Raw genomic sequence first — 24,816 nt, 5'->3', positions numbered from 1 at the left:
AGGATATGGAGTGAAACATATGATTGCACCACCACAGTTGAAGAACGGAGATACAATTGGAATCATCACGCCTTCTTTTCCGGCACCCGTGCAGTTTGAGGAGCGCTATCAACGAGGGATTGATCAGCTTAAGCGTATGGGGTTCAAGGTGAAAGAGGGCACATGTACATATGAATCAGAAGGGTATCGGTCATCCACCATTCAGAATCGAGTGAACGAACTGAATGCGTTTTTGCATGACCCTGAAGTGAAAGCGATCATCAGTACGATTGGAGGAACGAATTCGAACTCGTTACTCCCCTATATCGATTATGAGCAATTAAGACGCCATCCCAAAATCATCATGGGCTATAGTGATGTGACGGCAATCTTGATGGCGTGTTACGCTAAAACGGAAGTTGTCACGTTTTACGGACCGGCTGTCGTGCCGTCATTCGGCGAGTATGGAGGGATGTTCGAGAAAGGGACCCAGTACGTACGAGATATCCTCAGTTTGGAGAAGACTGCCCCGTTCGATTTGGACGTGCCGAAAGAGTGGACCGAAGAGATGCTCGATTGGTCGACGCAGCAACGCGTCAAAACCTTCCAACCGAATGAAGGGTGGATCTCATTAAGAGATGGAAAGGCGCAAGGAACGTTGATTGGCGGGAATTTGAACACGATGTCAGGATTCTTCAAGTCGGACTATTATCCCGATTTGAAGGGGGCGATTCTTTTCTTAGAAGACTCGTTCAAAACGATGGCTGAAGAAGAGCGTTCGCTCAGTATGTTGAAATTGGCTGGTGTATTTGATGAAATTTCGGGTCTAATTATCGGCAAGCATGAGCATTTCCAAGATCAATCGGCTCCGTTCTCGTTCAACGACTTGTTGCTTGAAGTCATCGGCGACACGGACATCCCTATTTTGACGAATGTCGATATTGGTCATACGTTCCCGTCACACGTCTTCCCGATTGGCATTCAGGTCGAATTGGATACGACGAATGGAACCATCCGGTTTTTAGAAGATGGGGTGTCAGCATGAAAGAATACCTCACGATATTTGACGAAAATCATCAAAAAATAGGAGAGAAAGAGCGAGGACAGGTTCATGTAGACGGAGATTGGCATGAGACGTTCCACTGCTGGTTCTGGAAAGACCAATTTATCTATCTACAGCGCAGAAGTATGGAGAAACAGGATTTTCCCGGGAAATATGACATCACCGCAGCGGGACATCTCGCTTCAAACGAGACGTTCATTGATGGTATTCGTGAAATTGAAGAAGAGCTCGGACTGTCATTGACGTTCGAACAGCTCACAGCTCTTGGAATATTTGAAGACGTGATTGAACTGGACGGTTTCCTCGATCGCGAGTTTGCACATACGTATAGCTACGCTTATCAAGACGAACCGCTCCGTTTTGACGACCAGGAAGTGATGGACGTGGTAGCTGTGTACAGGGACGAGCTGATGGCGCTCACGGAAGGACGATTGCGTACGATTGAAGGAAACTCCATCATGACGAACCATCTCGTTCAAATCACACAAGTTGATTTAGTTCCGCATCGTCTGACGTATTGGCACCGTATATGTGGGGGGGTGGCACGAATCGATGCGTCAAATCGATAAAGAGAGAATTCTCTGCTCGCCGATCGGTCCACCGATTCGACGTCCGGTATCGACCCATCCGTTTGTCGTATAAAGTGTAAACGCCACATCATTTTTCAGGTTGACGGACAATACGACTTCACGGATATGAGGGAAATGTTGACGCACGAACTTCGGAAGTTCTTGGAGTGCCGCTTTTGCGTACCCCTTGCCTTGATCTGCCTCATTGATGGCAAAAGCCGAGAAGAGCAGCGCATGTGGTTCATCCGTATAAGAAGCGACTCGTTCGTTGTCATGTAGTAAAAACATTCCGACTGGCTTCTGCTCGACGACAACAATCGGATGAACGCCTTCAGGAAGTGGGTCGTCCATGTCTTTTGGAAGGGTTGTATACTTTTCTTGGTCCGTCGGCAAGGCGAACGTATCGAGAATCGGTCGATGCGTATCATTTCGATATTCTAATGAGATGTTCATAAGGCGTCTCCTTCTGGCTTTATTGATTTCATTCAGAAAAGGGGAATTATATGACTACACAAGTTACATATCGTCAAAATCCGCCTGTACAAGATCTATATCGGGCGTTTATGACTGGTTTTTCTGATTATATCATTCCGTTCCAATTCGATGAGCAGACGTTTGAAGACGTCTTTCTCGTAAGAGACCAAAATCAGCCGTCCCGTTCAATCGTCGCTTATGACGGGGAAGAGCCGGTCGGCGTCGTATTGAGTGGGATTGCATATCTCGATTCGGGATGGCAGACGCGTTGCGGTGGACTTGCTGTCGCCCCGCACGCTCGGAAATTAGGCGTTGCGACCAAGTTGATGCAACGATTTGAAGAGGACGCCAAAGGAACTCGTTTGCTCGAAGTGATTCAAGGGAACGATGCAGCGTTGTCGCTTTATCATCAACTTGGCTATAAGACGACACGTGAAATCTATTACTTTCAGGCGGTACCACTTGAAACGACTGCTCACATGACTTCGGAACCGATTCAAACGCTGTTCGATCAACTGTATCCGACAGCTCAGCATGTTCCGATTTGGCAACGCGATGTACGCGTGACCCAACAGGAGGCAGAACTTGTGAAAGTGGTAGAAAATAAACAAGAAGGATTTTTGTTATACCGCGATCATGTACTGCTCGATGTTTTTGGTCACGCTGAAGATGCAGAATGGCTATTGCGCGTGGCTGCGAGTCGATCTCCGCTTCACCTCACTTTGACGTCGGACCGTCCTGAATGGATTGACGCAGCACGACGATTAGGATTTGTACAAGATGACATTTCACAGTTTGAAATGGTGAAGGAAGAGCGATGAAGCGATTGTTACTTGTCTGTATCATCGGATTGATGTTAGGAAATACAGCGACGATCATCGCGTTGACGACGAATCTCTCGCCAGGAACGGTGAATCTGTTGCTAACAGGTGGGGTTGGACTGACCATCCTGTCAGTCATCGGCATCGTCCTTGCCGGATATTATACGAGAAAACGCAAGTGAAATCCTTGTGAAGTAATGCTTGAACATATCACATTGTCCTGTCATGAATGACATGAAAATGAAAAACTTCATTTATTGAAATGTTTAACCCCCAGTGGTATATTCGCATATGTAGCTTTTTTGAAGTTCATGAATGTATCAATTTGGAGGGTTTATTATATATATGTGGAAACAACTGATCATGACAGCAGGTGTAGGCGTACTCTTGTTCCAAGGACAAACCGCATCCGCTAACGAAATGACCCCGCAAGACCTCGTTCAAACAGAAAAATCTGTCCAACAAACTACGAAACAAGTTAAAGAAACGAAACAAGTCATTCAAAAAATCCAGTCAAAGTTGGATGAAGTCAATCGCAACGCGGAAGTATTGCGTGACAAGATTGAAGGCACTTCTGAAGAACTAGAATCGGTCGAAGCGGAACTCGTTCCGACTGAACAGTCACTCTTTGCGAAAGTCGTATCTTCTGTTCTACCGAGTGCGAAAGCAGAGGCTGCTGAGGCCGAGGAAACGCATCAAGCACTCGTTGAGAAGAAAGAACAAGCGAACGAGACACTGAAGCAACTAAAAGAAGAGCAACAACAGATTGAAGCGACACGTCAAGACGTGAAGACGGCATATGACGAGAAATCGAAACAATATAAGAAACAAACGAACCAGTTAAGTGATTTGAAGAAACAGTACGAAGCGATGGCGCCTGATCGGTTCTTGATGCCTGCAGAAGGACGTCTCTCACAAGGGTTCGGTGCAGCAAGCGGACAGTTTGGATACACGTTCCACAACGGTTTGGATATTGCCGCTAAAACAGGTACACCGATTTACGCCGCAGAAGCGGGAAAAGTCACAAAAGTCAGCTCAAGTGGTCCTTATGGAAAGCACGTTCAAATCGAGCATAACGTAGATGGCCAAAAATGGACGACGGTCTATGCCCATATGCATAAGGTCGATGTGAAAAAAGGTCAGACGGTGCGTCAAGGTGAACCGATTGGTCAAATCGGAAACACGGGCAACTCGTCAGGTCCACACTTACACTTTGAAATTCATAAAGGGAACTACAATTTCTCAGCTAGTTCAGCTGGAAATGCCGTCAACCCGTTGAAAGTGGCAGAGCGCCTTGGTGGTGCTTCTCCAGTGAAAGCAACGTTTTAATCAGACAGATGCCCTGAGCCTCGTAAACGAGGTCAGGGCATTTTTCATTGTTCGCGTGTCGGGTCGTGGTTGCCTTCACTATCGGCAATCGTATCCGAACTTCCGTAATCTTCAACTTGTGAGAAGGCATCCGTTTTTTGTCCGGGTTCATCCGTTCCGTCCAATTCTTTGCGACGGGCCGTCTCGTTCGGGTTCAATACGTCTTCTTCGACCGGTCGATCGAGTTCATGTTCGTGCTCTTCCTCTTCCTGGGCACGAGCGTGCTCGATACATAACGTGGCTTCAGGGATGACTTCAAGCCGGTCCAGTTCAATGTCTTTCCCGCACACTTCACATTTGCCATACGTACCATTCTGGATGGCGAGTAGTGCTTTATCGACATCGCTCAAAAACTCTTCGTCGAGCTCGTTGAGCGCTTGATCGCGTTCCCGTAAAAAGAGTTCTTCACCGGAATCGGCCGGGTGATTATCGTAATGAGAGAGCTCGCCTTCATCATACGTCTCTTCTCGGCTATCCATGTAACCTTCTGTTTTTGCTTTTTCTTTCAACAGACGTTTTTTAAACGTTTCGATTTGTTCTGCAGTCAACATATTGATTCACTCTCCAGTTCTCAAGTCATTAATATAAGGTTTCCCATTTTATATGCGCACAAACCTTTTGAAGTGGAATCCATCATGTCGAGAGGGGAAAAGGGTATGATGACAATAGAGCATATGGATTTTAGTGAGGAGGAAAGAATCATGCGAAAAGTCGAAGTGGTCGCATATCATCCGGAATGGAAGCACCGATTTGAAGAAGAGGCACGGAAGTTGAGCCGATTATTTGAAGGAGAGCTCGTTGCGATTCATCATATCGGGAGCACCTCGGTCGAAGGACTCGCAGCGAAGCCAATCATCGATATGATGCCTGTCGTACGGGACATCGAACGAGTTGATGCGTATACGGAACGGATGGAAGCACTCGGGTATCGAGGGCTCGGTGAATACGGTATTCCAAAGCGTCGCTATTTCCGAAAGGGTGAAGAGGAGCGGACGGTTCACGTACATGTGTTTGAAGAAGGGAATCCAGATGTCTTGAGACACCTCGCCTTCCGGGATTACTTGCGTACATTCCCTGAGGTGCGCGATGCGTATGGAGAGTTGAAATTGCAACTCGCAGTGCAACATCCGGAAGATATGGAAGGCTACATCCAAGGAAAACATGAGTGGATCATCGAAACGGAACGACTGGCAACGAAGTGGTATAAAGAAAATCATGGCGTGTGAAACCTTTTTGTGGGAATCGTCGTATAATACATCAAACCTTGAAGGGGGAGATCTCATATGAAATGGTTTCTTGGAAAATGCGTGGAATACTCCTTGGCTGCACTCGTATTCGTCGGGTTGTTCTTCGTCCTCCGAATGATCGCCGGAGATACAGATAAAGGGTATATGTTGACGGTACTCGGTTCATTTTTTCTTGTGTTGCCGATTTCGCTTCTTATGGGTTACTTCTTGGCCCGTCCGCTTCAACGTCGCCTAGCAGGGAAAGGGACTTCTACTTCGAAAGAGCATACGTTGCATGGGACTGAAAAACCACATGGTGTAGTAGAAGATCGGAATCACACAGGATTTAGCGGTTGATGGACAGCGTGTTCGTCTCGACAACGGATGCCCGGCTCATTGCACGATTGAATCGTTCCATTCATGAACATCACGTCCGCATGAATTCAGATTACTTTGCGGAATATGAGGAAGAGAAGATGTATGAAGCCTTTTTGACGCTGATGGGGAGACCGAATCATCATTTCATGGTGATGGAAGTAGAAGCAACCCCTGTCGGCTACATATGGTTCGAGGAGAAGGTGAGTGAGGCGACCGCGTTCCGTCAAGCTGTCCGAACCGTGTATGTGCATCACATCAGCATCGATACGATCTATCAGCGCAAAGGATACGGACGACGCATGATGGAGTGGATCGAGCAATGGGCACGTGATCACCAATTCAAGTCGATTGAGTTGGACTATTGGATGATCAACAGCGAAGCGGCCTCTTTTTACGACGAGGTCAAATTCGCTCCGAAACGTCAGATTGTCATGAAAACATTGGGGGAATGAGCAAATGGAATGGATCGCAATTGGATTAGGAATTCTCGGGGTACTTTCATTGGGGTGGTTCTTTTATAGTTATTGGCTCGGATATAAAGGGGGAAACATCGTCATGACCCTCGATGAGCATTACACGAAGCTAGAAGAATACGTGCCTGCCATTTTGGCGAAGCTATATGAAGACGGCAAGGCTGCCCACTACCTTGGGGACCGCAAGTTCGAAGTCGAAGGCAAACGTTACGTCCTCGTGGAGCGTACTGTACCAATCGGTCACGTTCCGACACAACAAACCGTATTGCAACCGGAAAAATGAACGGAAGGGAGCTCTCGCGAATGAGATGCTCCCTTTGTTTATTTGACGGCCGGTGGCCCGAAGCCGCCGCTGTGATAGTCGCGGAAGGCTTGGCGAATCTCTTCTTCGGTATTCATGACAAAAGGACCGTACGCGATATACTCTTCCCGAATCGGTTTTCCCGAATAGATGAGGACGCGTGTGCGGCTTGTCGCTTGGAGGTGAAGGCTACTCATCGCATCGGACGTTTCATCAAACGTCAGTGTCGCCACATCCGTCTTATCGAGCGGGGTACTGGATGTCCCGACTTCAACAGATCCTGCTAGAACATACAGGAAGCTGTTATGGTTCGCGGGAAGGACATGTTCGTACGCACTCCCTTCTTTCAGCAAGACCTCGGTCATCGTGATTGGAACGAGACTCTCCATCGGTCCTTTTACACCAGCGATTTCGCCAGAGTAGACACGAAGCTGCCCACCGTCAATCAGAACAACCGGCGCGTCTTCGACATACACATTTTGATAAGAGGTCGTCGTTGTTTTTAGTGACTTCGGCAAATTCAACCACAATTGAAGGGTATGGATAAGGTCATCATCGACGGCTTCCTCAGCGTGGCGAGCCGCCCATCCGGCATTCATATATTGGACATCACCAGCATCTAAAATCGAATGTCCTCCATGATTGTCAATATGTTCGAGGCGCCCATCGATGACGTATGTGATCGTCTGGAACCCACGATGTGGATGATCGGAAAACGTTCCTCGCTTGAACCAGTCTTCGGCCATCAAAATGAAGGGGTCGAACGCCTCTTTTTGTTCAGGGGGTAATACCCAACCTTGTTGAACGTGCGGATATCCGTTTTGGCGATAGTTGACGCGCCAATGCTTGTCGACATCTCTAACAAATGAATTGGTCACAACACTTCACTCCTTTCTCTTTTTATTTTCCCAAAAAACGTTTTCGTCAGGGTCTAATTTGCCTCATGGATATGCAAAAAAGGCAGATGCACTTGGCATCTGCCGAATCAACTATTGTCTGTGAACAGGTTATGCCACTTGATGGCGTCCTCACGTAACAGTTTAAAGTGGGCCCCCGTCTCCGCATTCGTTACGTAGACATCGTTCCCGTCATAACTCACGTCAAACGTTTGGGCACATACACCTTGAAACAGTGTTAAGTAAGGAACGGGTGCAGGTGTTCCTGCGTGAGATGTCGCATTCGCCTGTTCAATCGCACGGAAGAGAAAGTCTACTTCTTCTGTTCCGACATGCTGTAAAAACGAGGCGTCTTTTGACTCTGTACCAAGAAGCGCTAACTCATGAAACAGGGCATGGCGTTCACCGCTTAACGTTTCATGAATCTGTTTATTCAATTCCTCTCCATCCATTAATTCTGGTTGATGATACGTGATGGAGACGAGCTGACGGTGCGCCGTTCCGTCTTTCATGTACGTAAAACTATACAGTGGATAGCTGTGTCCGGGTATAAGAACAGATGGCAATTGAGATGCTGCCTTCGCACCGAATACCTGTGACATATGACCATCTTTCGGTCGTAAGACCGTTTGATAATCGTTTTGATCTGAACTGGTGTAAATCGCATATTGTAACGTATCATCCGATTGCTCTGTCCCGAGACCTACTGACAGATAAGGATGACGTGATGCATCAATCGGAATCATCAGACGCTCTTCTCCTTCTGACGATGTCAATGTCAGTTCAAATTCTCCGTTAAACGGCATCGTGATATGGAAGAGGGTATGTTCGATTCCGGTTCGTTCTGGATAGGGCTCATTACCTATCGGCTTTTTCATCTCTTCAGCAAAGTGGTCATATTCATGTGGTTCGGCAGAGCGAATCTTCGCGATATCTGGATAAGAGTCTGCTGTATATTGGACATCATGTAAGCTTTCAGGAAGATTGTTTGTTTTAGTGACATACGTAATCGAGTCTAGCTGACATTGTACGTACGATTCATTATTGACTGTAAACAATGTGGCCGTCGGGAACGCGGATGATGTGGCGACATCTGTTAAGGGCTGTGTCAGCGTGACCGTTCCAAGCCAATGTCTCTCGCCGCTCGGGATTGTCGAAACTGCATTGTCCGGTTGACACAATTCGATGATCAATGCGCGATCGGATTCTGGCATTTCGATTTGTTGTCCATTCGGTAACAAGGCACGTCCTTGATAATATTCTGGGGCAGGTTGGAGTCGGAGTGCGCGTTCTTCCTCGCATCCGAATAAGAAAAATAGGATGACGAGGGTACTGAAAATCAGGTACTTTTTCACATCGGTACTCTCCTTCGATGAATCACTTTCACCATTCTAGCACCATTTTTTTGTGACTTTAGTCTTAGGAAAATTAATGTGTTATTTTTAAAAAAAATTAAAAAACCCGTCCAACTTGAACTGGACGGGGGATAAAACCATTTATGTTTTATTTTTACTTTTAACCTTTTTTGCCGTGTCGATTTTTGACGAAAAAACGTTGATTTGAAGCAGATTCAAAAAATAGCAATTTTTCGTCTAAATCATCAGATTAGAATCCGATGGGATTTATTTGATGAAGTTCCCTTCAATCAACATCTCGACCGCGTGCTGCCTTCAAAATTTCGAACCATTCTTCACGCGTGAGATCGATTTGAAGTGCGTCGACACCTGTTTGAACGCGCTCGATTTTTCCTGATCCGATGATTGGCATAATGTTCGCAGGGTGTTTGATGAGCCATGCATAAACAATCGAATCGATTCCGCTCGCATTGTGACGTGCGCGAATCTCCTCGAGTTTTTCACGAAGAGGGGCGTACTGTTCGTCTTTGAAAAGTTGCCCCCCTGCGAGTGGGCTCCAAGCCATGAGTGGCATCCGTTTTTCGTGACAAAGATCAACCGATCCATCTTCGAAATGCTTCAATTGCATTGGAGAGAGTTCAAGTTGGTTCGTCACGAGTTGGAACGGGAGACGTGATTGAAGCAAGTTCTGTGTAGACGGTACGTGGTTGGATACACCGAATTCACGTACTTTCCCGCTATCACGCAACGTAATGAAGGCCTCGGCCACTTCATCCGGGTTCATGAGCGGATCTGGGCGGTGAATCAATAATGTATCAATGTGATCGATGGCGAGTTCTTTTAACGAACGTTCCGCTTGCGCGATGATATGTTCTTTTGTCGTGTCATAATAGTTGAGCGTTTGACCCGGATTGAATGATCCTGTCAATTTGATGCCCGTTTTTGTGACAATCTCCATTTGGTCACGGAGCTCAGGTTTTAGTTTTAACGCTTCCCCAAATAATCCTTCACATGTATAACCACCATAAATATCTGCATGGTCGAACGTCGTGATACCGAGTTCGAGACATTGTTCGATGAACGTGAGACGTTCCTGTGGGGTCATGTCCCAATCAGCGAGTCGCCACATTCCATGGATGACGCGTGAGAATGATAATTCTTCTGTTAAAGCGATGCGTTGCATAATAACTCCTCCTTGGTTGTCAGTCGCTTTTCATTATACGTCTTCAAAGAAAGCGCGTCACTTGTCACCCCCCTCGAGCAGTTTTAGCGTCAAATGAGCTTGTATGCGCTATGATGATAAAGAAGAGAAACAGGAAAGAGGCGTGACAGATGAGTGACTATAAACCATATGCGGACGTCACCTTCGAGCGGGTGGGCGACTCGTTTCAGGTAATGGCGATGCATCCCGAGCTTCAGTTACACGGGATTGGACGCAGTGCGGCCGTGTTTCGTTTAAAAGAAAGGGACCGTGTCATTAAAGTATTCTTTCCGGGGTACGAACAAATCGCAATCGAAGAGGCAGCCATCTATGAAAAACTAAAAGGGCTTCCTTATTTTCCGACTTGTTATGATGCGGGTGACTCTTATTTAGTCATGGATTACATCGAAGGGAAGACGCTGTTTGAGTGTCTGACAGAGGGCATCTGGATTGACCCGTCTTATATTGAAATCGTGGACGAAGCACTTCGTCAAGCACGGTTGTTAGGATTGACGCCATCGGATGTCCATCTGCGAAACATTATTTTGACACCGAACGGACAAGTTTTCTTGATTGATTTGGCACGCTTTAGACAAGGACAACAAATCGACCATCAATGGGAGGATTTGAAGCGAATGTATCGTCTCTATCGTTATCGTTTCATGCCGAAACAGTATAATGAGGCCTTACTTAATCGAATCGCTTATTTGTACCGTAAATTCGTGAACGATCCGGATTCTTGATCTGGGTCGTTTTTCTTTTGTCGATTAGGGAACAAGGGTAACGTGTCCAAATCCAAAGGGGAAGTGAAAGGGGAATGACGAATGGCTCATCGAATTTATGCAAATGAACTCGTAACACTCCACGAATGCGTGGAGACATGTAATGATTGCTTGGAATCCTGTCTAGAGGAAAAAGACGTACAGATGATGGTCGATTGTATCCGACTCGACCGTGAATGTGCCGCGGCCTGTGCGTTTCTCGCCGAAGCGATGACGCGTGACTCGGCATTTGTCCCGGAACTTGCTCGAGCGTGTGCGATCATCTGCGAAGCCTGTGCACAAGAGTGCGAGAAACATAAACACGCGCATTGTCAGGAATGTGCGCGCGTCTGTAAAGAATGCGCCTCGATGTGTGACCGCTTAGCAGCATAATCTGAGTGATCGGTCGATGGGACCGGTCACTTTTTTCGTGTCTTTTGAAGAGGGGATTCGTATAATGAAAAAAACGAGAAGTAGGTGTTAAAATGATTCGCAACTGTCGGCGAGACGATCTTCAAATGATTTTACATATTTATAATGATGCAATCGTAAACAGCACGGCCGTCTATCATTATGAACCGGTAACGCTCGAGAATAGGGTCGCCTGGTATGAAGAGAAGAAAGAACAAGACTGTCCAATCATCGTGTGGGTCGAGGATGATGTCGTCATGGGATTTGCGACGTTTGGGCCATTCCGCCCGTGGCCGGCATACCACTACACGGTCGAGCATTCCGTGTACGTACACCCTGGCTATCGAGGGAAAGGAATCGGCAACAAATTATTAAAGGAAATCATCCGTATCGCAGAAGCGAGAGGAATGAAGACTGTGATTGGTGGAATTGACGCGTCGAACGTGACGAGCATCCGTGCCCATGAAAAAGTCGGATTCGTACATTCAGGAACGATTCGAAACGCCGGGTATAAATTCGGAAAATGGCTCGATTTATCGTTTTATCAGCTCGATTTAGAAGGTCCTGTGTCACCTACAGAAGGATGAACAGTCTAGAAAGGGTCCCCCTCCATACGATATACTGAAACGAGTGAATCGAATGGAGGAAAACGTATGAATGAGTACCCGAATTGTCCAAAATGCCAATCGTCTTATGTATATGAGGACGGTCCACTGCTCGTCTGCCCGGAGTGCGCCTATGAGTGGTCACCGAGCGAGGCAGCCGAAGCGGAAGCAGCGTCCCAAATCAAAGACGTGAACGGAAATCCGCTTCAAGATGGAGATACTGTCACTGTCATCAAGGACTTGAAAGTGAAAGGCACATCGCTTGTCGTCAAACAAGGGACAAAAGTAAAAGGGATTCGACTTGTGGACGGTGATCATGACATCGACTGTAAAATCGACGGTCTAGGTGCGATGAAACTGAAGTCAGAGTTTGTGAAGAAAATCTAACATAACGTCAGACTGTCGACGAATTGGGGCGTGAAATGCGCCTTGGTTCGTCTTTTTTGTAAATTATGGCTTATGATAATATGTAAGCGTGTTCAAAATGTAAAGGAGGGAGAACATGTTATTGAAGAAAATGATTACCTTCCTCAGTGTGATTTCGTTATCTATATTAATAGGATGTGGTCAACAAGAACGAGAGCTCGTTGTTGGCAATTATACTGATGAACAAACAATTGTGTACTCTGAAAATACGGTGACAGATAAAGAAAAGATTGATGATTTCAAAACGATGATTGAAGCAAGTTCAATCACGAACGAACGTCCAAAAGGGCTTCCTCAATATGTAGTGACCATCAATAACCCAGCTGAATCTACGATGGAATTGATGGTGAACTTTTGGATAAGTGATAACAACGAGTTCATTTTTTCAAAAGGAATAGAAAGTCGCGAATATTTTAAAGTTGATGAAGACCACATCAAGGATGTAAATGAATTCTTAGAATGATTCAAATGGTAAAAAATAGTATGTTCCTTATGTGAATATGAGATGATAATGAAGGTATTCTAAATCAAAAAAGAGGAGGAAGACATTTCGTGGGACAACGATTTGTATTGAAGTCAAAACAGCATATGAGTGGTGGAATTATAAAAATTGTCGTGGATAGCTATACAGGCGTTCACTATTTGATGACTAGCGGCTTAGGATTGAGTGGAATGACGCCTCTCTTAGATGAACATGGAAAAGTCGTCATTGAGAAGCCGAAATCGACTTCGTGAAATCGTGGAGTATAGAATTCATACAAAAAACCAGGCTGATCAGCCTGGTTTTTTGTATGGACCGTATTATGAGAAGAATGGTTTATACTCGCGACGTTCATGCATGACCGACACCCATTGGAGGGTCGTGAACTCTTCGAGTACCCATTCGCCGTTGAAACGTCCGAGACCAGAGTTTTTCTCGCCTCCGAACGGCATGTGCGGTTCATCGTTGACCGATTGGTCGTTGACGTGAATCATGCCGGTTTCGACTTTTCGTGCGAAATTGGTCGCACGGTAAACTGAACCGTGGACGGCACCGCTTAATCCATACGGCAATTCATTCGAGAGACGGAGTGCCTCTTCGTCATCTTTAAACGACAGGATGACCGCAACTGGACCGAAGATTTCATTTTTCGCAAGTGGCATGTCATTCGTGACACCACTGAGGACGGTCGGTTCGAGAACGTTGCCGTCGGCTGTCCCGCCAGTATGGACGGTCGCACCTGCATCGACGGTTTTCTCGATTTGCTCTAAGATACGATCGATTTGGTCGTGGTCGATGAGCGGACCGACTTGCGTGTCTTTGTCGTTCGGGTCGCCTGCTTTCAATTGTTTAACGCGCTCGACGTAACGTTCCACGAATTCATCATGAATCGATTCGGCGACGAGGATTCGGTTCGTCGACATACAAATTTGCCCTTGATGGTAGAACTTGCTGTATACCGCTGATTCGACGGCACGATCGAGGTCGGCATCGTCGAGTACGACAAACACGTTATTCCCACCGAGTTCAAGAGCCGTCTTCTTCAAGAGGCGACCCGCTTTCTCTGCGATTCCTTGACCAACCTCGGTTGAACCTGTGAACGAGATGAGACGCGGAATCGGATGTTCGACAATCGCATCACCGATTTCAGACCCTCGTCCGACGACGACATTGAGTACGCCTTTTGGAAGTCCTGCTTCTTCAAAGAGCGATGCGAACAGAAGACCACCTGTGACCGGTGTCGCTGTAGCCGGTTTGACGACGACCGCATTCCCGGTCGCGAGAGCCGTCACGATTGAACGAACAGCCAAATGGAACGGGAAATTCCAAGGACTGATGATTCCGATGACCCCGAGTGGTTTACGATAAACCCGGTTCTCTTTATTCGGAACGACCGAAGGTTTGATGAGTCCGTCCATACGGAATGGGAATGTCGCGGCTTCTTTGATGATAGCCATCGATGCGGCAAATTCGCCTTCTGCCTTGATTCGTGTACTGCCAGACTCTTTCACGAGCCAATCGACGATGAGTTCCTTGTTGTCCATCGTCACCTGGGCAAACTTCTCGATCAATTCTCGTCGTGCTTGCGGAAGCATGTCAGCCCAGTCCGTCTGAGACGCTTTGGCTGCTTCATAAGCACGATTCAAATCATCTTCATCCGCTGATTGAATCGAGAACAGTGTTTCGTTCGAGAACGGATTGACGTTGTCGATCGACTTCTCACTTGATCCGCTTACCCACTCACCATTGATGTACATTTTCGTAAAATCTGTATGCATGTAGAACACTCCTTTGTTTTTCTTCACCATAGGAAGTATTCACTTATTTTATAAAAATAAACATCTGAAAGTGTAACTAACTTGTTTTACAAAGTAGTTGTAAATGGGATTGGTTTCCATTACTATTATGTATAACAAGATAGTTGATTGAAAGTGAGGTCACGCCATGGCAATGAGTCAAATGTTAAAAGGTCTGCTTGAAGGATGTCTGTTAGCCATTATTAGTAAAGGTGAGACATATGGATATGAAATGTCTGAGAAACTACAGAATTATGGTTTTACAATGGTGAGCGAAGGAAGTATATACCCGGTGTTATTGCGTATGAAAAAAGATGGGTGGGTCGAAACGATTCAAAAGACTTTACCGTCAGGAGGTCCAAAGCGGAAGTACTATATTCTGACAGAATCCGGACAACAGGAATTACTCGCCTTTAAACAGCGATGGGCTGAAGTATCGAATGGTGTGAACCGTGTACTCGAGGAGGATGAATAAGCATGGAACTTTCAAAGAAAAGTCGTGATTTTTTAGATGATTTGTCGGTATATCTGATATCAAGCGGGAAATCTGAGACTGAAGTGAAAGATATTGTCTTTGAATTAGAGGATCATTTGCTAGAAGCGGAGCAAGCAGGGAAGGATGTGGACGATGTCATTGGACAAAGTCCGAAATCCTATATGCAATATATTGGTCGCGAGATGGCATTCGATAAGAAGGGGTTTATGAAAATCATCGCAATGATCATTCTCAACTTATTCGCTTATATCATCATTGGGAACTTCATTCAAGGTGAGATGACGTTCTCGACGATTCAAATGGTTGGGTTTCCACTAGTGGCCTTACTCTTCTTGTTGGCTGCCTCACAAGCATTCCGAGCGATGTCGATTCGCACAAAAGAAAGCAAATTTAGAAATATACTAACTTATAGCTTACTTGCTACATTACCAATGTTATCTTTTCTCGGCTTGATGGTGCTTGATATTTTTATTGAAACGCCAACGGTTACATTCGGTTCGAACGGTCAACTTGTATTATTCGTAGTTGCTGTGATCATATTACTTATAACCTCTGTATGGACAAAGACATGGATTAATTTAATCATCCCGATTCTTTTGTACGTACCTCAATATGCATTTTCCCGCACAAGTTTACCATTTGAGCAACAATCGATTTTTTCGATGTTGATTTTATTCATTGGAATGGCGATTTTCTTTCTTGTCTGGGCCAAGAAGAATAAAGAAGATTAAGTTTGATATGTTGTCCATTCGGTTCATCGTTAAGAAGAGATGAAGGGAGATTGCGTTCATCTCCCTTTTTTGATGTTCGTTTCTACTTCCTGTACAGTTAGACGAAGAGAGGGGTTAGAAAGAAATATGAAACGTTATGAAGCGATTTTATTTGATATTGATGATACGTTATTAGATTTTAAACAAAGTGAGCACGTCGCCTTGGAACAATTACTCGCATCCTACAATGTCCGGATGACGGATGAAGTGAAGGCTCGGTATGTCGACATTAACAGCGGCCTATGGCGCGCATTTGAGCGCGGCGAAGTAGACCGTGAAGAAGTACTCGTCGGTCGTCACACGAAACTGTTCAATTCGCTCGGACTCACGGTCGACGGTCCGCAGGTCGAACAGCAGTATCGAGACTACTTACATGCAGGCGTACACATGGTCGACGGCGCGTTAGAGATTGTTCAAACGCTGAGCGCGGACTATCCGCTCTATATCGTCACAAACGGTGTGACGGAGACGCAATTCAAACGGTTAGAGTCATCGGGACTATTGCCGTACTTCCAAGACGTCTTCGTATCGGATGCGACTGGCTCGCAAAAACCGATGAAGCCGTTCTTTGACTACGTCTTTGATCGAATCCCGAACGTAAAGCCAGAGAAGGGCTTAATCATTGGCGACTCAGTCACGGCAGACATCGCCGGTGGGCGGATGTACGGCCTAGATACATGTTGGTTCAATCCGAATGAAGCGGCTGCGACGATGGAGTCGACGTACGAGATTCGACATTTAAACGAGTTGAAATCGCTTCTCTAAGTTCAAGCCGGATTTAGTGAATGAGACGGCAAACGATTCGGTAGTTGTGCGAGTACTTCTGGATAGAGCGTGACCTCTCGAAGACGGTCAAGTTTTTGCCAACGATAGATGAGGTGGTCTCCTTCAGGTCCGTAAAAGTCTCCTTCTTGGAGCGGGAGGTCACCGTCTACATAAAAGTACAGTCCAATCTCATGAAACGGTTGGTCGTTGTAGGTAAACAAGTTCTCGTGGACGAAGGCGAACGTGGTATCGGTCACGCGCATATCCAATTCTTCATGTAGCTCGCGTGCGAGGGCGGTTGCGGCTTCTTCACCGAGCGTCACGCGACCACCAGGCAGTGCCCAAAAGTCATCCCGGATATTTCGGTGAATCAATACGTGTCCGTCTTTCACGAAAATACCGGCGACGCGGTAATTGAAGACGCCTTGTTCAGTCGGGAATACGAGGTCCATCTATATCACTTCCAATCTTTGTAATCTGTTCTAGTATACCTGAAGGAGGGATATTATGTTTCAACCACATACGCAATATCGAGACGAAGATTTCCGCGACGTGACACTCCGTGACGAAGAGCTGTCACACGTCACGTTCGAGAACTGTCGCTTCACATACGTCGATGCGACGGAACTACAAACGGAACGCTGTCAGTTCATCAACTGTGATTTTACCGATTCGAAATGGAATGCGTCCCGTCATGTCGGCAGCTCATTTTTGAACTGTCAGTTCCATGGTGCCAATTTGTTCACGAGTGAGTTTGAGCAATGTAAAATGACGGGGTCTTCCTTTGAGGAGAGCCAGTTTGAGGGCGTCCATGTCACAGAAGGGGACTGGTCATTCGTCAACCTTCGTCACGTGTCTCTTAAGAAAATGGATTGGTCCCACGTTCGTTTGGTTGAGGCGGACCTATACGGTGCTGATTTGACCGAGACGGTTTGGCATCAGGCGGACTTGTCACGGGCGACACTTCAACATGCGGTGTGCCGTGGTGCCGACTTCAGAGGAGCATTTGTCGACGGGGTTGATTTTTCGAACGTGACCTTACAACAAACAAAACTAGACGCGATGCAGGCAATCCAAGTCGCGCGCTCATTGGGGGCGATTATAGAATGAAACCGGAACAAATTATTGAACAGTTGATTGCGTTCGCGAAAGAACGTGAACACATCCGAACGGTTGTCTTGAACGGCTCGCTCGTCAATCCGAACATCCGCCCAGACCCATACCAGGATGTTGACCTTGTTTTTTACGTAGAAAATGTGAGAGCGATTGCGACCGATCGCTCATGGATCGACATGTTTGGAGAAGTCTTGATCATGCAGACACCTGAAACGTTTGATTCCGAACGACATGTAACGTTTTTGGTGCAATATGTAGACGGACACCGTATTGATTTGACAATTCGAAGCATAGAGCAACTTGATGAGATGCTCGAAGCTGATTCGCTCAGTCAGATTGTGTTCGATCGAGATCATCATCCGAGTGTGACACCTTCAGATAACACATACCGTGTGACACGCCCTTCTGCTGATGAGTATGTGGCTTGTTGGAATGAGTTTTGGTGGGTGTCACTCTATGTCGTCAAAGGAATCAAGCGACACCAGGTGTTATACGCGCTCGATCACCTCGACATCATGCGAAATATGCTCCGTCAGATGATGGAATGGAACATTGGCTATGCGACGAACTTTTCTGTGAATCTTGGGAAATCGGGTGACGGGATGCGCGACCACTTGCCTGAAGAGCTGTGGGAAATGCTCGGGGCGACATATGCCTCAGCTGAGCTGAGCGCGATCGAAGACACACATGACCGCTTGCAATCACTCTTCTTCTTTTGTGCACAACGTGTCGCCGAGCAAGGTGATTTCGTGTTCCAAGAAGAGGAAGCCAGACGTGTTCGTGCTGCATGTGCAACACTTCGACATTCGAACGATTAATGACGGCGTGAGCCGGGAAACGCTCCTTATAGAGAAAGGAGCGTTTTTTCATGAATCCATATACGACATTTATTGCTCTTCTAGTCGGAAGTCTTGTCCTCTTTGTCGGCATTCGCTTAAAAAAATGGCCGATTATTTTGGTCGCGATGCTACCACTCGGTCTCGTCGCATTTAATATGTTCTTACTGATCACGGGACGCTAGGAAAATCTTCGTGTCTTGACCGACCGAGTAGGAAAAGGTTTGCAATTGATCAAAAGATTGATAGAATGTGGTCGAAGACGACTGAATTTCATAATGTTTGCCACTAGGGGAGTCGCGTCACGCGGCTGAGATGGACAAGGTCCAGACCCTTCGAACCTGATCTAGTTCACGCTAGCGTAGGGAAGTGGGCGAGACGACTCATATGGCTTCACCTAGATATGACTGTTCGAGACGCCGCTTCCGTTATGGGAGGCGGCGTCTTTTTATCTGTTATAAGGGGGAGTTACTATGAAATTTACAGATCACCTACGTCAGGAAGCGGATGGATTGTTTGAAGCAAGCTTTCATCATCCGTTCGTCCGTTCACTCGGAGAAGGAACGCTTGATGAGAAGAAGTTTAGACATTACGTCATGCAAGACTCGTATTATTTGAATCAATTCTCGAAAGTCCAGGCCAAAGGGGCGACGCTTGCACCGACGATGGAGCTATCGAGTCGCTTTTTGACGCATGCGTTGCACACGATTGAGGCAGAACTTTCACTTCATCGTGAGTTCTTTACGATGCTCAACGTGACGGATGTTGAACTGGCGACATTCGAGCCGGCACCGACCGCTTACGCGTATGCGCTTCATATGCAACAGGCAGGACCGACACTCGGTGACGTATTGGCGTCAATCCTTCCGTGTTATTGGGTGTATTACGAAATCGGTGAACGCTTAAAAGATAAACGACCCGACCATCCGATTTATTCAGCTTGGATTGCGACGTACGGTTCGGAGTGGTTCCGTGAGTTGGTGGAAGAACAGATTGATCGGTTGGATGAATTGGCTGGACAAGCGACAGAAGAAGAACGGCTTCGTCACACAAAACTCTTCTTGAAGAGTTGCTATTACGAAGTCGCTTTTTGGGAAATGGCGTGGACACTAGAGTCATGGACATTGTCACAGGAGGTCAACCAATGAGACATGAGATTTGGAGTGAGGTTCGAAAACAATCGCCATTGATCCACAACATCACAAACACGGTCGTTGCTAACTTTTCGGCGAATGGACTGCTCGCCATTGGTGCTTCTCCCGTCATGGCCGACGCGATTGAAGAAGTAGCGGAGATGACGTTTGTGAGCGATGCACTCGTACTCAACATCGGTACACTTGGGACGATGACGGAAGCGACGATGATTCGTGCGGGGCAAGCTGCAAATGAAGCGGGATGTCCGGTCGTGCTCGATCCTGTCGGTGTCGGGGCGACATCATTTCGTCGAGATGTCGTCGAGCGGATCCTTCGTCACGTCCGCGTGTCAGTCATTCGTGGAAATGCAGGAGAAATTGCCACATTGATTGGCGTTGATTGGACAGCGCGAGGTGTCGATGCGGGTGACGGGGCGTATGAACCAAATCAATTGGCACTCGAAGCGGCGAAACGATATGGATGTGTCGTGGCCGTGACAGGAAAAGAAGACGTGGCCAGCGATGGAAGTGTCGTCATAGAAGTTCATGGAGGGACAAAACGGATGACTGAAACGACCGGTACAGGCTGTTTACTCAGTGCGGTCGTCGGAGCATGTCTAGCGGTCGAAAAGAATGCCCTCAAGGCGACGGTGACAGCCGTATCAGGATATGCCTATTGCGGGGAGTTGGCGAGTGAACGGGCAGAAGGACCAGGAGATTTTCCGATTCACTTTTTAAATGCCCTCCATCAATTGACGCAATATACAATCCCGACGAATCGAATCGAGGTGTCGACCTCATGAGACCACAAGTCTTGACGATTGCAGGATCTGATTCAGGGGGCGGCGCCGGTATTCAAGCTGATTTAAAAACGTTTCAAGAGCTCGGTGCGTTCGGGACAAGTGTACTTACCGCCATTACAGCCCAGAATACACTCGGTGTGCATGGGATTGAAGCGATTTCCCCGGAAATGATCACTCGGCAAATCGATGCAGTGGCCAATGACTTTCAGATTACAGCATGTAAGACAGGTATGTTGGTAGATGCGGAGCGGATTGAGACGGTAGCAACAGCACTTGAACGGTATCGTTTCCAACACGTCGTCGTCGACCCTGTCATGGTGGCGAAAGGGGGCGCTTCTTTGTTGCAAGATAGCGCGGTCGAGGCACTTCGGACGAAGCTGTTACCACATGCGACGGTCGTGACACCGAATATCCCTGAGGCAGAGGTATTGGCCGGAATCGAGATTCGGACGGACGCAGACCGGATGCAGGCCGCCCGATTGATTCGGGCACTCGGTGTCGATGTCGTCATCATCAAAGGTGGACATATGGAAGACGTGGAGGCCGTCGATTTGATTGTGACTGAGTCTGAAGCGTTTCAAGTGAGCGCGCCCCGAGTCGAGACGAAAGACACACATGGAACGGGGTGTACGTTCTCTGCCGCCTTGACGGCTGAGCTGGCATACGGAAAGACACTTCGTCAAGCTGTCGTGGACGCGAAGCAATTTATTCATCAAGCGATCACGCACGGGTTGTCGATTGGACAGGGGCATGGACCGACAAATCATTGGGGACATCGTTTAGCGAAAGAAGAGGTGATTACCGTTGAAGTCATGTACGAAACAAGCACTCGCTAAGCAACTTCGTCTTTATTTTGTGTGCGGGACGACGGATACATCTGATATAGTGACGACCGTCAAAATAGCACTTCAATGTGGTGTGACATGTTTTCAATTTCGCGAAAAAGGTAAAGATGCATTGTATGGAGATGAAAAAGAAGCAATGGCAAGGACGCTCCATCAGGTATGTCGACAAGCGAATGTTCCATTCATCATCAATGACGATGTGAACTTGGCAATCTCGATTGATGCAGACGGTGTGCATGTCGGACAAGACGACTTGCCTGCCGAATGGGTCCGTGCAAAGTTAGGCCCTGACAAATGGTTAGGGGTGTCCGTCCATACGATGGAGGAAGTAAGTGCAGCTCTTCCGTTTGCAGATTATGTCGGGATTGGCCCGATTCACGCGACGAAGAGCAAGTTAGACGCGGGATGTGTGCGCGGGACGGAACTGATTCAGCAAGTTCGTCAGCGATATCCGCGGCTTCCGATTGTGGGGATCGGAGGTATTCTTCCGGAGCATGTTCCTTCCATCATTTCTGACGGGGCAGACGGCGTTGCCGTCATCTCTGCCATTGCTTCTGCACCGGACGTAGCAACGGCTACCCGGCGTTTCGCTTGTCTCTGAATTTAATTCTTGAGGAGGAAGACAGATGAACGTATTTGTAATCGGTGCAAACGGCCAGATTGGCCATCAATTGGTGGAAAAGTTACACAATGAAGGGAAGCATCACGTCACAGCGATGGTGCGTAAAGAAGAGCAACTCAATGACTTCAAGTCAAAAGGATACAACGCCGTACTCGGTGACCTCGAAGGTTCAGTGGCAGACTTGGAAAAGGCAATCGACGGGATGGATGTCATCGTGTTCGCAGCTGGTTCTGGTGGAAGCACTGGAGCAGACAAGACGCTTTTAATTGACCTAGATGGTGCAGCGAAGAGTATCGAAGCAGCACAAGCGAACGGGAACATCAAACACTTCGTCATGCTCAGTGCCTTGAAAGCAGAGGATCGCTCAGCTTGGCCAGATTCGATGAAGCCGTACTATGTAGCGAAGCATCATGCCGATCGCTTACTCGAACAGAGTGGACTCACATACACGATTGTTCGTCCGGGCGCATTGACAGATGATGCGGGAACGGGCAAAGTGAACACGCAATTCGAGGGAAGTGGAGAGATTCCACGCGAAGACGTGGCATCATTCTTGGTGCACGTCCTTCATAACCATTCAAACGCGCAGAACAAAGCAATCGATTTGATCAAAGGGGATACCCCGATCGAAGAAACGCTATAAGTATGTGACATCAAGAACGGGATGTGAACCATCCCGTTTTTTGTCGCGTTAAAGAGGGAAAAGAACGCAGAATAACGAAATAGAAGAATACGAACAGATGAGGAGGTCCCGCATGACCGAGATGTTTATTTATCTGGCGGTCTATTTGTTACCGTCATTTTTGCTCGGATTTTTAGCACTCGATGTCTTTCAACGCAATCCGAATAAAGTAGAGCATCGTTTGCTGAGCCTGTTTGTGTTCGGTTATTCGATGCTCTTCTTGGCTGAATTTGTTCGCCATCTTTCTCCGATTGAATACAGTCCGGCACTCATTGCGTATTGGTTTGGGAATGCCGGCATCTTCATCTTTATCTTTTCTGTTCATTTCATATTAAGTATCACAGGCGTCGGAGCAAAGGCACCGAAGTGGCTGTATCCTTGGGTCGTCTATTTGCCGCTGATTCCCGTCATATTGACGTATATCCGGCGAGAGAACATCATCAACAGTCAGCAGTTTGAGCAAGTTGGGATTTGGATTTATCCCGAGTTCAACGCTTCTTATTTGATTACGCTGACCGTCGGGAACATCTTTCACATATTGATCATCGGTCTCATTTTTTATGCTCTCAAGCGTGCGGAACGAAGAGAACACCAACGCGTGTTGCGCATGCTTTTTTGGACGGCGAATGTCGTATTGTTATGGGATGTTGTCTTCGGTTATTTTCAATTCCGTGGGTTCATTCCGCCGTACTCTTATATGTATGGAGGGCTCGTATGGGCAGTGGCGCTCGTCATCGCAATGAATCGTTTGGATTTCTTGACCTCTTACGTGAAACGATACGGGACACTGTATAACTTGAATCCATCTGCCATCTTGTTGATTGATCCCGATGGAAAAGTGGAAAGTGCGAATCCAGCAGCGCGCACACTCTTTCATACGGTCCGTGTCGTAAATGAACGCTTTGTCGATTTATTACCGGAAAAGAAAAAGGCGGAGTGGATGGAACATTATCATCAACATTTCCAGACTCGCAAAAAGTTTTTAGAGTTCGAGACGAAGATTATGACGAAATCTGGGCAAGAGCGGTATGTCGTCATTGATGGGGACTTTGTTGATATCGATCGAACGATCCATGGGATGATTATCATTCGAGACGTTCATTCGTTCAAAGAAGCCGAGCAAACAATCCGTTTCTTTGCGTATCATGATCCATTGACGAAGTTGGCCAACCGACGTGCGTTTTATGAACGGGCAGACCATGCGCTGCTTAGCTCCTCAAAGTTATCTTTATTGATTATCGATTTGGACGGTTTTAAAGCAGTCAACGATACGTACGGTCACCAGATTGGAGACCACTTCTTAACGCATTTGGGTGGATTGTTGGAAGCGTCGACACAAAACGTCGGATTGGCTTCTCGTGTCGGAGGCGATGAGTTTTATATCTACTTAGTCGACCTGACGGAATCCGAAGTGCTCGCATTTATTCACGAACTTCAGACGACGTTGAATCGGAATCCATACAGAACGTCGGATGTGATGATTCCAATCCGGGCAAGTATTGGGGTCAGTCATGCGCCGGATCAAGGGACGGACTTGGATACGCTGATTCATAAGGCGGACCAAGCGATGTACCAAATCAAGCAAGACGGGAAAAATGACTATGCGATTTATGACGAGGCGTTACATGGTCCGAAATAAAGGGAACATAGAAGTGTTTGATGATGAAGAGGAGGATGGAACATGTCAGAAAGACCGTTAGTGACGATGCGCGCCGAGGGAGAAGCGGGAGGCGTCAAGACGACTGTACGTGTAGGTGAGCACAAACCATTTATCGTAGATGAGCCGGAACGACTCGGTGGAACGAATATGGGGCCGAATCCGCTTGAGTACCTTCTGGGTGCGTTATCGTCTTGCACGACCATCATGATTGCCTATGTCGCACAGGACTTGAACTTTGATTACGAGGGTGTCCATTTCGTGACGGAAGGGACACTCGATCCGAGAGGGTTCCAAGGGATGGAAGGTGTTCGAACTTACTTTGAGTCAGTTCAGATGAAGATCGTATTGGACACGACTGAATCGGATGAGCGAATTGCCGAATTACGAAAAGGTGTCGAGGCACGATGCCCGATTCATAATTTGATGCATGAAGCGGACGTGGAAATGACGGCAGAATGGACTCGGAAATAAGGATGAGGGCGACCTCATCTTTTTTACATAGAA

At 47.0% G+C, this 24,816-nt stretch carries 35 protein-coding genes and 1 riboswitch; of the genes, 28 read left to right on the top strand and 7 right to left on the bottom strand.

Annotation, left to right across the window (positions count from 1 at the left end; genetic code table 11):
• The first annotated feature begins 19 nt into the window (after nt 1–19).
• Together PJK55_RS10470 and PJK55_RS10465 are read left to right on the top strand one after the other, a co-directional pair.
• Complete coding sequence (locus PJK55_RS10470; protein ID WP_271305753.1) at nt 20–1,024, top strand: S66 family peptidase; 1,005 nt, start codon at nt 20–22, stop codon at nt 1,022–1,024.
• On the top strand, nt 1,021–1,611 hold the full coding sequence (locus tag PJK55_RS10465; RefSeq protein ID WP_271305752.1) for an NUDIX hydrolase: 591 nt from the start codon (nt 1,021–1,023) through the stop codon (nt 1,609–1,611). The genes PJK55_RS10470 and PJK55_RS10465 overlap by 4 nt, the downstream gene beginning before the upstream one ends.
• Here PJK55_RS10465 and PJK55_RS10460 read toward each other — a convergent pair.
• On the bottom strand, nt 1,600–2,064 hold the full coding sequence (locus tag PJK55_RS10460; RefSeq protein ID WP_271305751.1) for a GNAT family N-acetyltransferase: 465 nt from the start codon (nt 2,062–2,064) through the stop codon (nt 1,600–1,602). The genes PJK55_RS10465 and PJK55_RS10460 overlap by 12 nt on opposite strands.
• 50 nt (nt 2,065–2,114) lie before the next feature.
• Here PJK55_RS10460 and PJK55_RS10455 point away from each other — a divergent pair, with 50 nt between their 5' ends.
• The 3 genes from PJK55_RS10455 (at nt 2,115) to PJK55_RS10445 (ending at nt 4,235) form a co-directional block, all read left to right on the top strand.
• The gene (locus PJK55_RS10455) at nt 2,115–2,906 is read left to right on the top strand and encodes a GNAT family N-acetyltransferase (RefSeq protein WP_271305750.1); all 792 of its coding nucleotides are present in this window, start codon (nt 2,115–2,117) and stop codon (nt 2,904–2,906) included.
• Nucleotides 2,903–3,088: a hypothetical protein gene (locus PJK55_RS10450; RefSeq protein WP_214759951.1), complete on the top strand. Its 186-nt coding sequence runs from the start codon at nt 2,903–2,905 to the stop codon at nt 3,086–3,088. The genes PJK55_RS10455 and PJK55_RS10450 overlap by 4 nt, the downstream gene beginning before the upstream one ends.
• A 163-nt stretch (nt 3,089–3,251) precedes the next feature.
• Nucleotides 3,252–4,235 (top strand): M23 family metallopeptidase, encoded by a 984-nt coding sequence (locus tag PJK55_RS10445; RefSeq protein ID WP_271305749.1) that lies wholly within the window; start codon nt 3,252–3,254, stop codon nt 4,233–4,235.
• Nucleotides 4,236–4,279: 44 nt separating this feature from the next.
• On the opposite strand, the gene PJK55_RS10440 is transcribed toward PJK55_RS10445, so the two are convergent.
• A complete protein-coding gene (locus PJK55_RS10440) occupies nt 4,280–4,825 on the bottom strand; it encodes a TraR/DksA C4-type zinc finger protein (protein ID WP_074035454.1) in 546 nt (181 codons plus the stop codon).
• A 150-nt stretch (nt 4,826–4,975) separates the two neighbouring features.
• Here PJK55_RS10440 and PJK55_RS10435 point away from each other — a divergent pair, with 150 nt between their 5' ends.
• The 4 genes from PJK55_RS10435 to PJK55_RS10420 are packed head-to-tail and all read left to right on the top strand — an operon-like array spanning nt 4,976 to nt 6,634.
• Nucleotides 4,976–5,500, top strand: coding sequence for a GrpB family protein (locus PJK55_RS10435; RefSeq protein ID WP_271305748.1), 525 nt, complete (start codon nt 4,976–4,978; stop codon nt 5,498–5,500).
• A gap of 57 nt (nt 5,501–5,557) precedes the next feature.
• Nucleotides 5,558–5,857: a hypothetical protein gene (locus PJK55_RS10430; RefSeq protein ID WP_224862650.1), complete on the top strand. Its 300-nt coding sequence runs from the start codon at nt 5,558–5,560 to the stop codon at nt 5,855–5,857.
• A complete protein-coding gene (locus PJK55_RS10425; RefSeq protein WP_271305747.1) occupies nt 5,857–6,330 on the top strand; it encodes a GNAT family N-acetyltransferase in 474 nt (157 codons plus the stop codon). The genes PJK55_RS10430 and PJK55_RS10425 overlap by 1 nt, the downstream gene beginning before the upstream one ends.
• Nucleotides 6,331–6,334: 4 nt before the next feature.
• On the top strand, nt 6,335–6,634 hold the full coding sequence (locus PJK55_RS10420; protein ID WP_271305746.1) for a hypothetical protein: 300 nt from the start codon (nt 6,335–6,337) through the stop codon (nt 6,632–6,634).
• A 38-nt stretch (nt 6,635–6,672) separates the two neighbouring features.
• On the opposite strand, the gene PJK55_RS10415 is transcribed toward PJK55_RS10420, so the two are convergent.
• From PJK55_RS10415 to PJK55_RS10405, 3 genes are all read right to left on the bottom strand, one after another.
• Nucleotides 6,673–7,530 carry a pirin family protein gene (locus PJK55_RS10415; RefSeq protein WP_271305745.1) on the bottom strand — a complete coding sequence of 286 codons (858 nt, stop codon included), beginning with the start codon at nt 7,528–7,530 and terminating at the stop codon, nt 6,673–6,675.
• 107 nt (nt 7,531–7,637) lie between these two features.
• Nucleotides 7,638–8,903, bottom strand: coding sequence for a hypothetical protein (locus PJK55_RS10410; RefSeq protein WP_271305744.1), 1,266 nt, complete (start codon nt 8,901–8,903; stop codon nt 7,638–7,640).
• 286 nt (nt 8,904–9,189) lie between these two features.
• Nucleotides 9,190–10,086 carry an aldo/keto reductase gene (locus PJK55_RS10405; protein WP_271305743.1) on the bottom strand — a complete coding sequence of 299 codons (897 nt, stop codon included), beginning with the start codon at nt 10,084–10,086 and terminating at the stop codon, nt 9,190–9,192.
• 149 nt (nt 10,087–10,235) lie between these two features.
• Between PJK55_RS10405 and PJK55_RS10400 the strand changes: the two genes are divergently transcribed.
• The 6 genes from PJK55_RS10400 to PJK55_RS10375 all read left to right on the top strand — a co-directional run bounded on the left by PJK55_RS10400 (nt 10,236) and on the right by PJK55_RS10375 (nt 13,042).
• Complete coding sequence (locus PJK55_RS10400) at nt 10,236–10,847, top strand: protein kinase family protein (RefSeq protein WP_271305742.1); 612 nt, start codon at nt 10,236–10,238, stop codon at nt 10,845–10,847.
• An 81-nt stretch (nt 10,848–10,928) separates the two neighbouring features.
• Nucleotides 10,929–11,258 (top strand): four-helix bundle copper-binding protein, encoded by a 330-nt coding sequence (locus PJK55_RS10395; protein ID WP_271305741.1) that lies wholly within the window; start codon nt 10,929–10,931, stop codon nt 11,256–11,258.
• A 92-nt stretch (nt 11,259–11,350) separates the two neighbouring features.
• The gene (locus PJK55_RS10390; protein WP_271305740.1) at nt 11,351–11,863 is read left to right on the top strand and encodes a GNAT family N-acetyltransferase; all 513 of its coding nucleotides are present in this window, start codon (nt 11,351–11,353) and stop codon (nt 11,861–11,863) included.
• 66 nt (nt 11,864–11,929) lie between these two features.
• The gene (locus PJK55_RS10385) at nt 11,930–12,268 is read left to right on the top strand and encodes a zinc ribbon domain-containing protein YjdM (protein ID WP_074035492.1); all 339 of its coding nucleotides are present in this window, start codon (nt 11,930–11,932) and stop codon (nt 12,266–12,268) included.
• Between the two features lie 115 nt (nt 12,269–12,383).
• Nucleotides 12,384–12,770, top strand: coding sequence for a hypothetical protein (locus PJK55_RS10380; protein ID WP_271305739.1), 387 nt, complete (start codon nt 12,384–12,386; stop codon nt 12,768–12,770).
• A gap of 89 nt (nt 12,771–12,859) precedes the next feature.
• Nucleotides 12,860–13,042, top strand: coding sequence for a DUF6440 family protein (locus tag PJK55_RS10375; RefSeq protein ID WP_074035494.1), 183 nt, complete (start codon nt 12,860–12,862; stop codon nt 13,040–13,042).
• Between the two features lie 66 nt (nt 13,043–13,108).
• On the opposite strand, the gene PJK55_RS10370 is transcribed toward PJK55_RS10375, so the two are convergent.
• A complete protein-coding gene (locus PJK55_RS10370) occupies nt 13,109–14,566 on the bottom strand; it encodes an aldehyde dehydrogenase family protein (RefSeq protein ID WP_271305738.1) in 1,458 nt (485 codons plus the stop codon).
• Nucleotides 14,567–14,732: 166 nt separating this feature from the next.
• Here PJK55_RS10370 and PJK55_RS10365 point away from each other — a divergent pair, with 166 nt between their 5' ends.
• The 3 genes from PJK55_RS10365 to PJK55_RS10355 all read left to right on the top strand — a co-directional run bounded on the left by PJK55_RS10365 (nt 14,733) and on the right by PJK55_RS10355 (nt 16,615).
• On the top strand, nt 14,733–15,059 hold the full coding sequence (locus PJK55_RS10365; RefSeq protein ID WP_224862632.1) for a PadR family transcriptional regulator: 327 nt from the start codon (nt 14,733–14,735) through the stop codon (nt 15,057–15,059).
• Nucleotides 15,060–15,061: 2 nt separating this feature from the next.
• Complete coding sequence (locus PJK55_RS10360; protein WP_271305737.1) at nt 15,062–15,811, top strand: HAAS domain-containing protein; 750 nt, start codon at nt 15,062–15,064, stop codon at nt 15,809–15,811.
• Between the two features lie 126 nt (nt 15,812–15,937).
• Complete coding sequence (locus PJK55_RS10355; protein WP_271305736.1) at nt 15,938–16,615, top strand: YjjG family noncanonical pyrimidine nucleotidase; 678 nt, start codon at nt 15,938–15,940, stop codon at nt 16,613–16,615.
• 2 nt (nt 16,616–16,617) lie between these two features.
• On the opposite strand, the gene PJK55_RS10350 is transcribed toward PJK55_RS10355, so the two are convergent.
• A complete protein-coding gene (locus PJK55_RS10350; RefSeq protein WP_214744919.1) occupies nt 16,618–17,067 on the bottom strand; it encodes an NUDIX hydrolase in 450 nt (149 codons plus the stop codon).
• A 55-nt stretch (nt 17,068–17,122) separates the two neighbouring features.
• Between PJK55_RS10350 and PJK55_RS10345 the strand changes: the two genes are divergently transcribed.
• From PJK55_RS10345 to PJK55_RS10300, 10 genes are all read left to right on the top strand, one after another.
• Nucleotides 17,123–17,725, top strand: a complete 603-nt coding sequence (locus tag PJK55_RS10345) for a pentapeptide repeat-containing protein (RefSeq protein WP_271305735.1) — start codon at nt 17,123–17,125, stop codon at nt 17,723–17,725.
• A complete protein-coding gene (locus PJK55_RS10340) occupies nt 17,722–18,549 on the top strand; it encodes an aminoglycoside 6-adenylyltransferase (RefSeq protein WP_271305734.1) in 828 nt (275 codons plus the stop codon). Before PJK55_RS10345 ends, PJK55_RS10340 begins: the two co-directional genes overlap by 4 nt.
• A 50-nt stretch (nt 18,550–18,599) precedes the next feature.
• A complete protein-coding gene (locus tag PJK55_RS10335) occupies nt 18,600–18,752 on the top strand; it encodes a hypothetical protein (RefSeq protein WP_012727577.1) in 153 nt (50 codons plus the stop codon).
• A gap of 95 nt (nt 18,753–18,847) precedes the next feature.
• Nucleotides 18,848–18,952: riboswitch (TPP riboswitch) on the top strand.
• Nucleotides 18,953–19,040: 88 nt separating this feature from the next.
• Entirely contained in the window at nt 19,041–19,715 is a 675-nt protein-coding gene (gene tenA / locus PJK55_RS10330) for a thiaminase II (RefSeq protein WP_271305733.1), read from the top strand.
• Nucleotides 19,712–20,503 (top strand): hydroxyethylthiazole kinase, encoded by a 792-nt coding sequence (gene thiM / locus PJK55_RS10325; RefSeq protein ID WP_271305732.1) that lies wholly within the window; start codon nt 19,712–19,714, stop codon nt 20,501–20,503. Before tenA ends, thiM begins: the two co-directional genes overlap by 4 nt.
• Nucleotides 20,500–21,339 (top strand): bifunctional hydroxymethylpyrimidine kinase/phosphomethylpyrimidine kinase, encoded by an 840-nt coding sequence (gene thiD, locus PJK55_RS10320; protein ID WP_271305731.1) that lies wholly within the window; start codon nt 20,500–20,502, stop codon nt 21,337–21,339. Before thiM ends, thiD begins: the two co-directional genes overlap by 4 nt.
• A complete protein-coding gene (gene thiE, locus PJK55_RS10315) occupies nt 21,308–21,949 on the top strand; it encodes a thiamine phosphate synthase (RefSeq protein WP_271305730.1) in 642 nt (213 codons plus the stop codon). Before thiD ends, thiE begins: the two co-directional genes overlap by 32 nt.
• Nucleotides 21,950–21,974: 25 nt before the next feature.
• Complete coding sequence (locus tag PJK55_RS10310) at nt 21,975–22,613, top strand: SDR family oxidoreductase (protein ID WP_271305729.1); 639 nt, start codon at nt 21,975–21,977, stop codon at nt 22,611–22,613.
• Between the two features lie 112 nt (nt 22,614–22,725).
• On the top strand, nt 22,726–24,291 hold the full coding sequence (locus tag PJK55_RS10305; RefSeq protein WP_271305728.1) for a diguanylate cyclase domain-containing protein: 1,566 nt from the start codon (nt 22,726–22,728) through the stop codon (nt 24,289–24,291).
• A gap of 42 nt (nt 24,292–24,333) precedes the next feature.
• Entirely contained in the window at nt 24,334–24,783 is a 450-nt protein-coding gene (locus PJK55_RS10300) for an OsmC family protein (RefSeq protein WP_271305727.1), read from the top strand.
• Nucleotides 24,784–24,816 lie beyond the last annotated feature (33 nt).

This window comes from Exiguobacterium sp. MMG028 (assembly GCF_027947425.1).
GTDB lineage: Bacteria > Bacillota > Bacilli > Exiguobacteriales > Exiguobacteriaceae > Exiguobacterium > Exiguobacterium aestuarii_A.
This window is presented reverse-complemented; position numbering and strand designations above follow the sequence as displayed.

Bases quoted from the DNA above. Each gene is read 5' to 3' on its own strand.
- PJK55_RS10470 (WP_271305753.1), top strand. From the start codon at position 20: ATGATTGCACCACCACAGTTGAAGAACGGAGATACAATTGGAATCATC.
- PJK55_RS10465 (WP_271305752.1), top strand. From the start codon at position 1,021: ATGAAAGAATACCTCACGATATTTGACGAAAATCATCAAAAAATAGGA.
- PJK55_RS10460 (WP_271305751.1), bottom strand. From the start codon at position 2,064: ATGAACATCTCATTAGAATATCGAAATGATACGCATCGACCGATTCTC.
- PJK55_RS10455 (WP_271305750.1), top strand. From the start codon at position 2,115: ATGACTACACAAGTTACATATCGTCAAAATCCGCCTGTACAAGATCTA.
- PJK55_RS10450 (WP_214759951.1), top strand. From the start codon at position 2,903: ATGAAGCGATTGTTACTTGTCTGTATCATCGGATTGATGTTAGGAAAT.
- PJK55_RS10445 (WP_271305749.1), top strand. From the start codon at position 3,252: ATGTGGAAACAACTGATCATGACAGCAGGTGTAGGCGTACTCTTGTTC.
- PJK55_RS10440 (WP_074035454.1), bottom strand. From the start codon at position 4,825: ATGTTGACTGCAGAACAAATCGAAACGTTTAAAAAACGTCTGTTGAAA.
- PJK55_RS10435 (WP_271305748.1), top strand. From the start codon at position 4,976: ATGCGAAAAGTCGAAGTGGTCGCATATCATCCGGAATGGAAGCACCGA.
- PJK55_RS10430 (WP_224862650.1), top strand. From the start codon at position 5,558: ATGAAATGGTTTCTTGGAAAATGCGTGGAATACTCCTTGGCTGCACTC.
- PJK55_RS10425 (WP_271305747.1), top strand. From the start codon at position 5,857: ATGGACAGCGTGTTCGTCTCGACAACGGATGCCCGGCTCATTGCACGA.
- PJK55_RS10420 (WP_271305746.1), top strand. From the start codon at position 6,335: ATGGAATGGATCGCAATTGGATTAGGAATTCTCGGGGTACTTTCATTG.
- PJK55_RS10405 (WP_271305743.1), bottom strand. From the start codon at position 10,086: ATGCAACGCATCGCTTTAACAGAAGAATTATCATTCTCACGCGTCATC.
- PJK55_RS10400 (WP_271305742.1), top strand. From the start codon at position 10,236: ATGAGTGACTATAAACCATATGCGGACGTCACCTTCGAGCGGGTGGGC.
- PJK55_RS10395 (WP_271305741.1), top strand. From the start codon at position 10,929: ATGGCTCATCGAATTTATGCAAATGAACTCGTAACACTCCACGAATGC.
- PJK55_RS10390 (WP_271305740.1), top strand. From the start codon at position 11,351: ATGATTCGCAACTGTCGGCGAGACGATCTTCAAATGATTTTACATATT.
- PJK55_RS10385 (WP_074035492.1), top strand. From the start codon at position 11,930: ATGAATGAGTACCCGAATTGTCCAAAATGCCAATCGTCTTATGTATAT.
- PJK55_RS10380 (WP_271305739.1), top strand. From the start codon at position 12,384: ATGTTATTGAAGAAAATGATTACCTTCCTCAGTGTGATTTCGTTATCT.
- PJK55_RS10370 (WP_271305738.1), bottom strand. From the start codon at position 14,566: ATGCATACAGATTTTACGAAAATGTACATCAATGGTGAGTGGGTAAGC.
- PJK55_RS10365 (WP_224862632.1), top strand. From the start codon at position 14,733: ATGGCAATGAGTCAAATGTTAAAAGGTCTGCTTGAAGGATGTCTGTTA.
- PJK55_RS10360 (WP_271305737.1), top strand. From the start codon at position 15,062: ATGGAACTTTCAAAGAAAAGTCGTGATTTTTTAGATGATTTGTCGGTA.
- PJK55_RS10355 (WP_271305736.1), top strand. From the start codon at position 15,938: ATGAAACGTTATGAAGCGATTTTATTTGATATTGATGATACGTTATTA.
- PJK55_RS10350 (WP_214744919.1), bottom strand. From the start codon at position 17,067: ATGGACCTCGTATTCCCGACTGAACAAGGCGTCTTCAATTACCGCGTC.
- PJK55_RS10345 (WP_271305735.1), top strand. From the start codon at position 17,123: ATGTTTCAACCACATACGCAATATCGAGACGAAGATTTCCGCGACGTG.
- PJK55_RS10340 (WP_271305734.1), top strand. From the start codon at position 17,722: ATGAAACCGGAACAAATTATTGAACAGTTGATTGCGTTCGCGAAAGAA.
- PJK55_RS10335 (WP_012727577.1), top strand. From the start codon at position 18,600: ATGAATCCATATACGACATTTATTGCTCTTCTAGTCGGAAGTCTTGTC.
- tenA (WP_271305733.1), top strand. From the start codon at position 19,041: ATGAAATTTACAGATCACCTACGTCAGGAAGCGGATGGATTGTTTGAA.
- thiM (WP_271305732.1), top strand. From the start codon at position 19,712: ATGAGACATGAGATTTGGAGTGAGGTTCGAAAACAATCGCCATTGATC.
- thiD (WP_271305731.1), top strand. From the start codon at position 20,500: ATGAGACCACAAGTCTTGACGATTGCAGGATCTGATTCAGGGGGCGGC.
- PJK55_RS10310 (WP_271305729.1), top strand. From the start codon at position 21,975: ATGAACGTATTTGTAATCGGTGCAAACGGCCAGATTGGCCATCAATTG.
- PJK55_RS10305 (WP_271305728.1), top strand. From the start codon at position 22,726: ATGACCGAGATGTTTATTTATCTGGCGGTCTATTTGTTACCGTCATTT.
- PJK55_RS10300 (WP_271305727.1), top strand. From the start codon at position 24,334: ATGTCAGAAAGACCGTTAGTGACGATGCGCGCCGAGGGAGAAGCGGGA.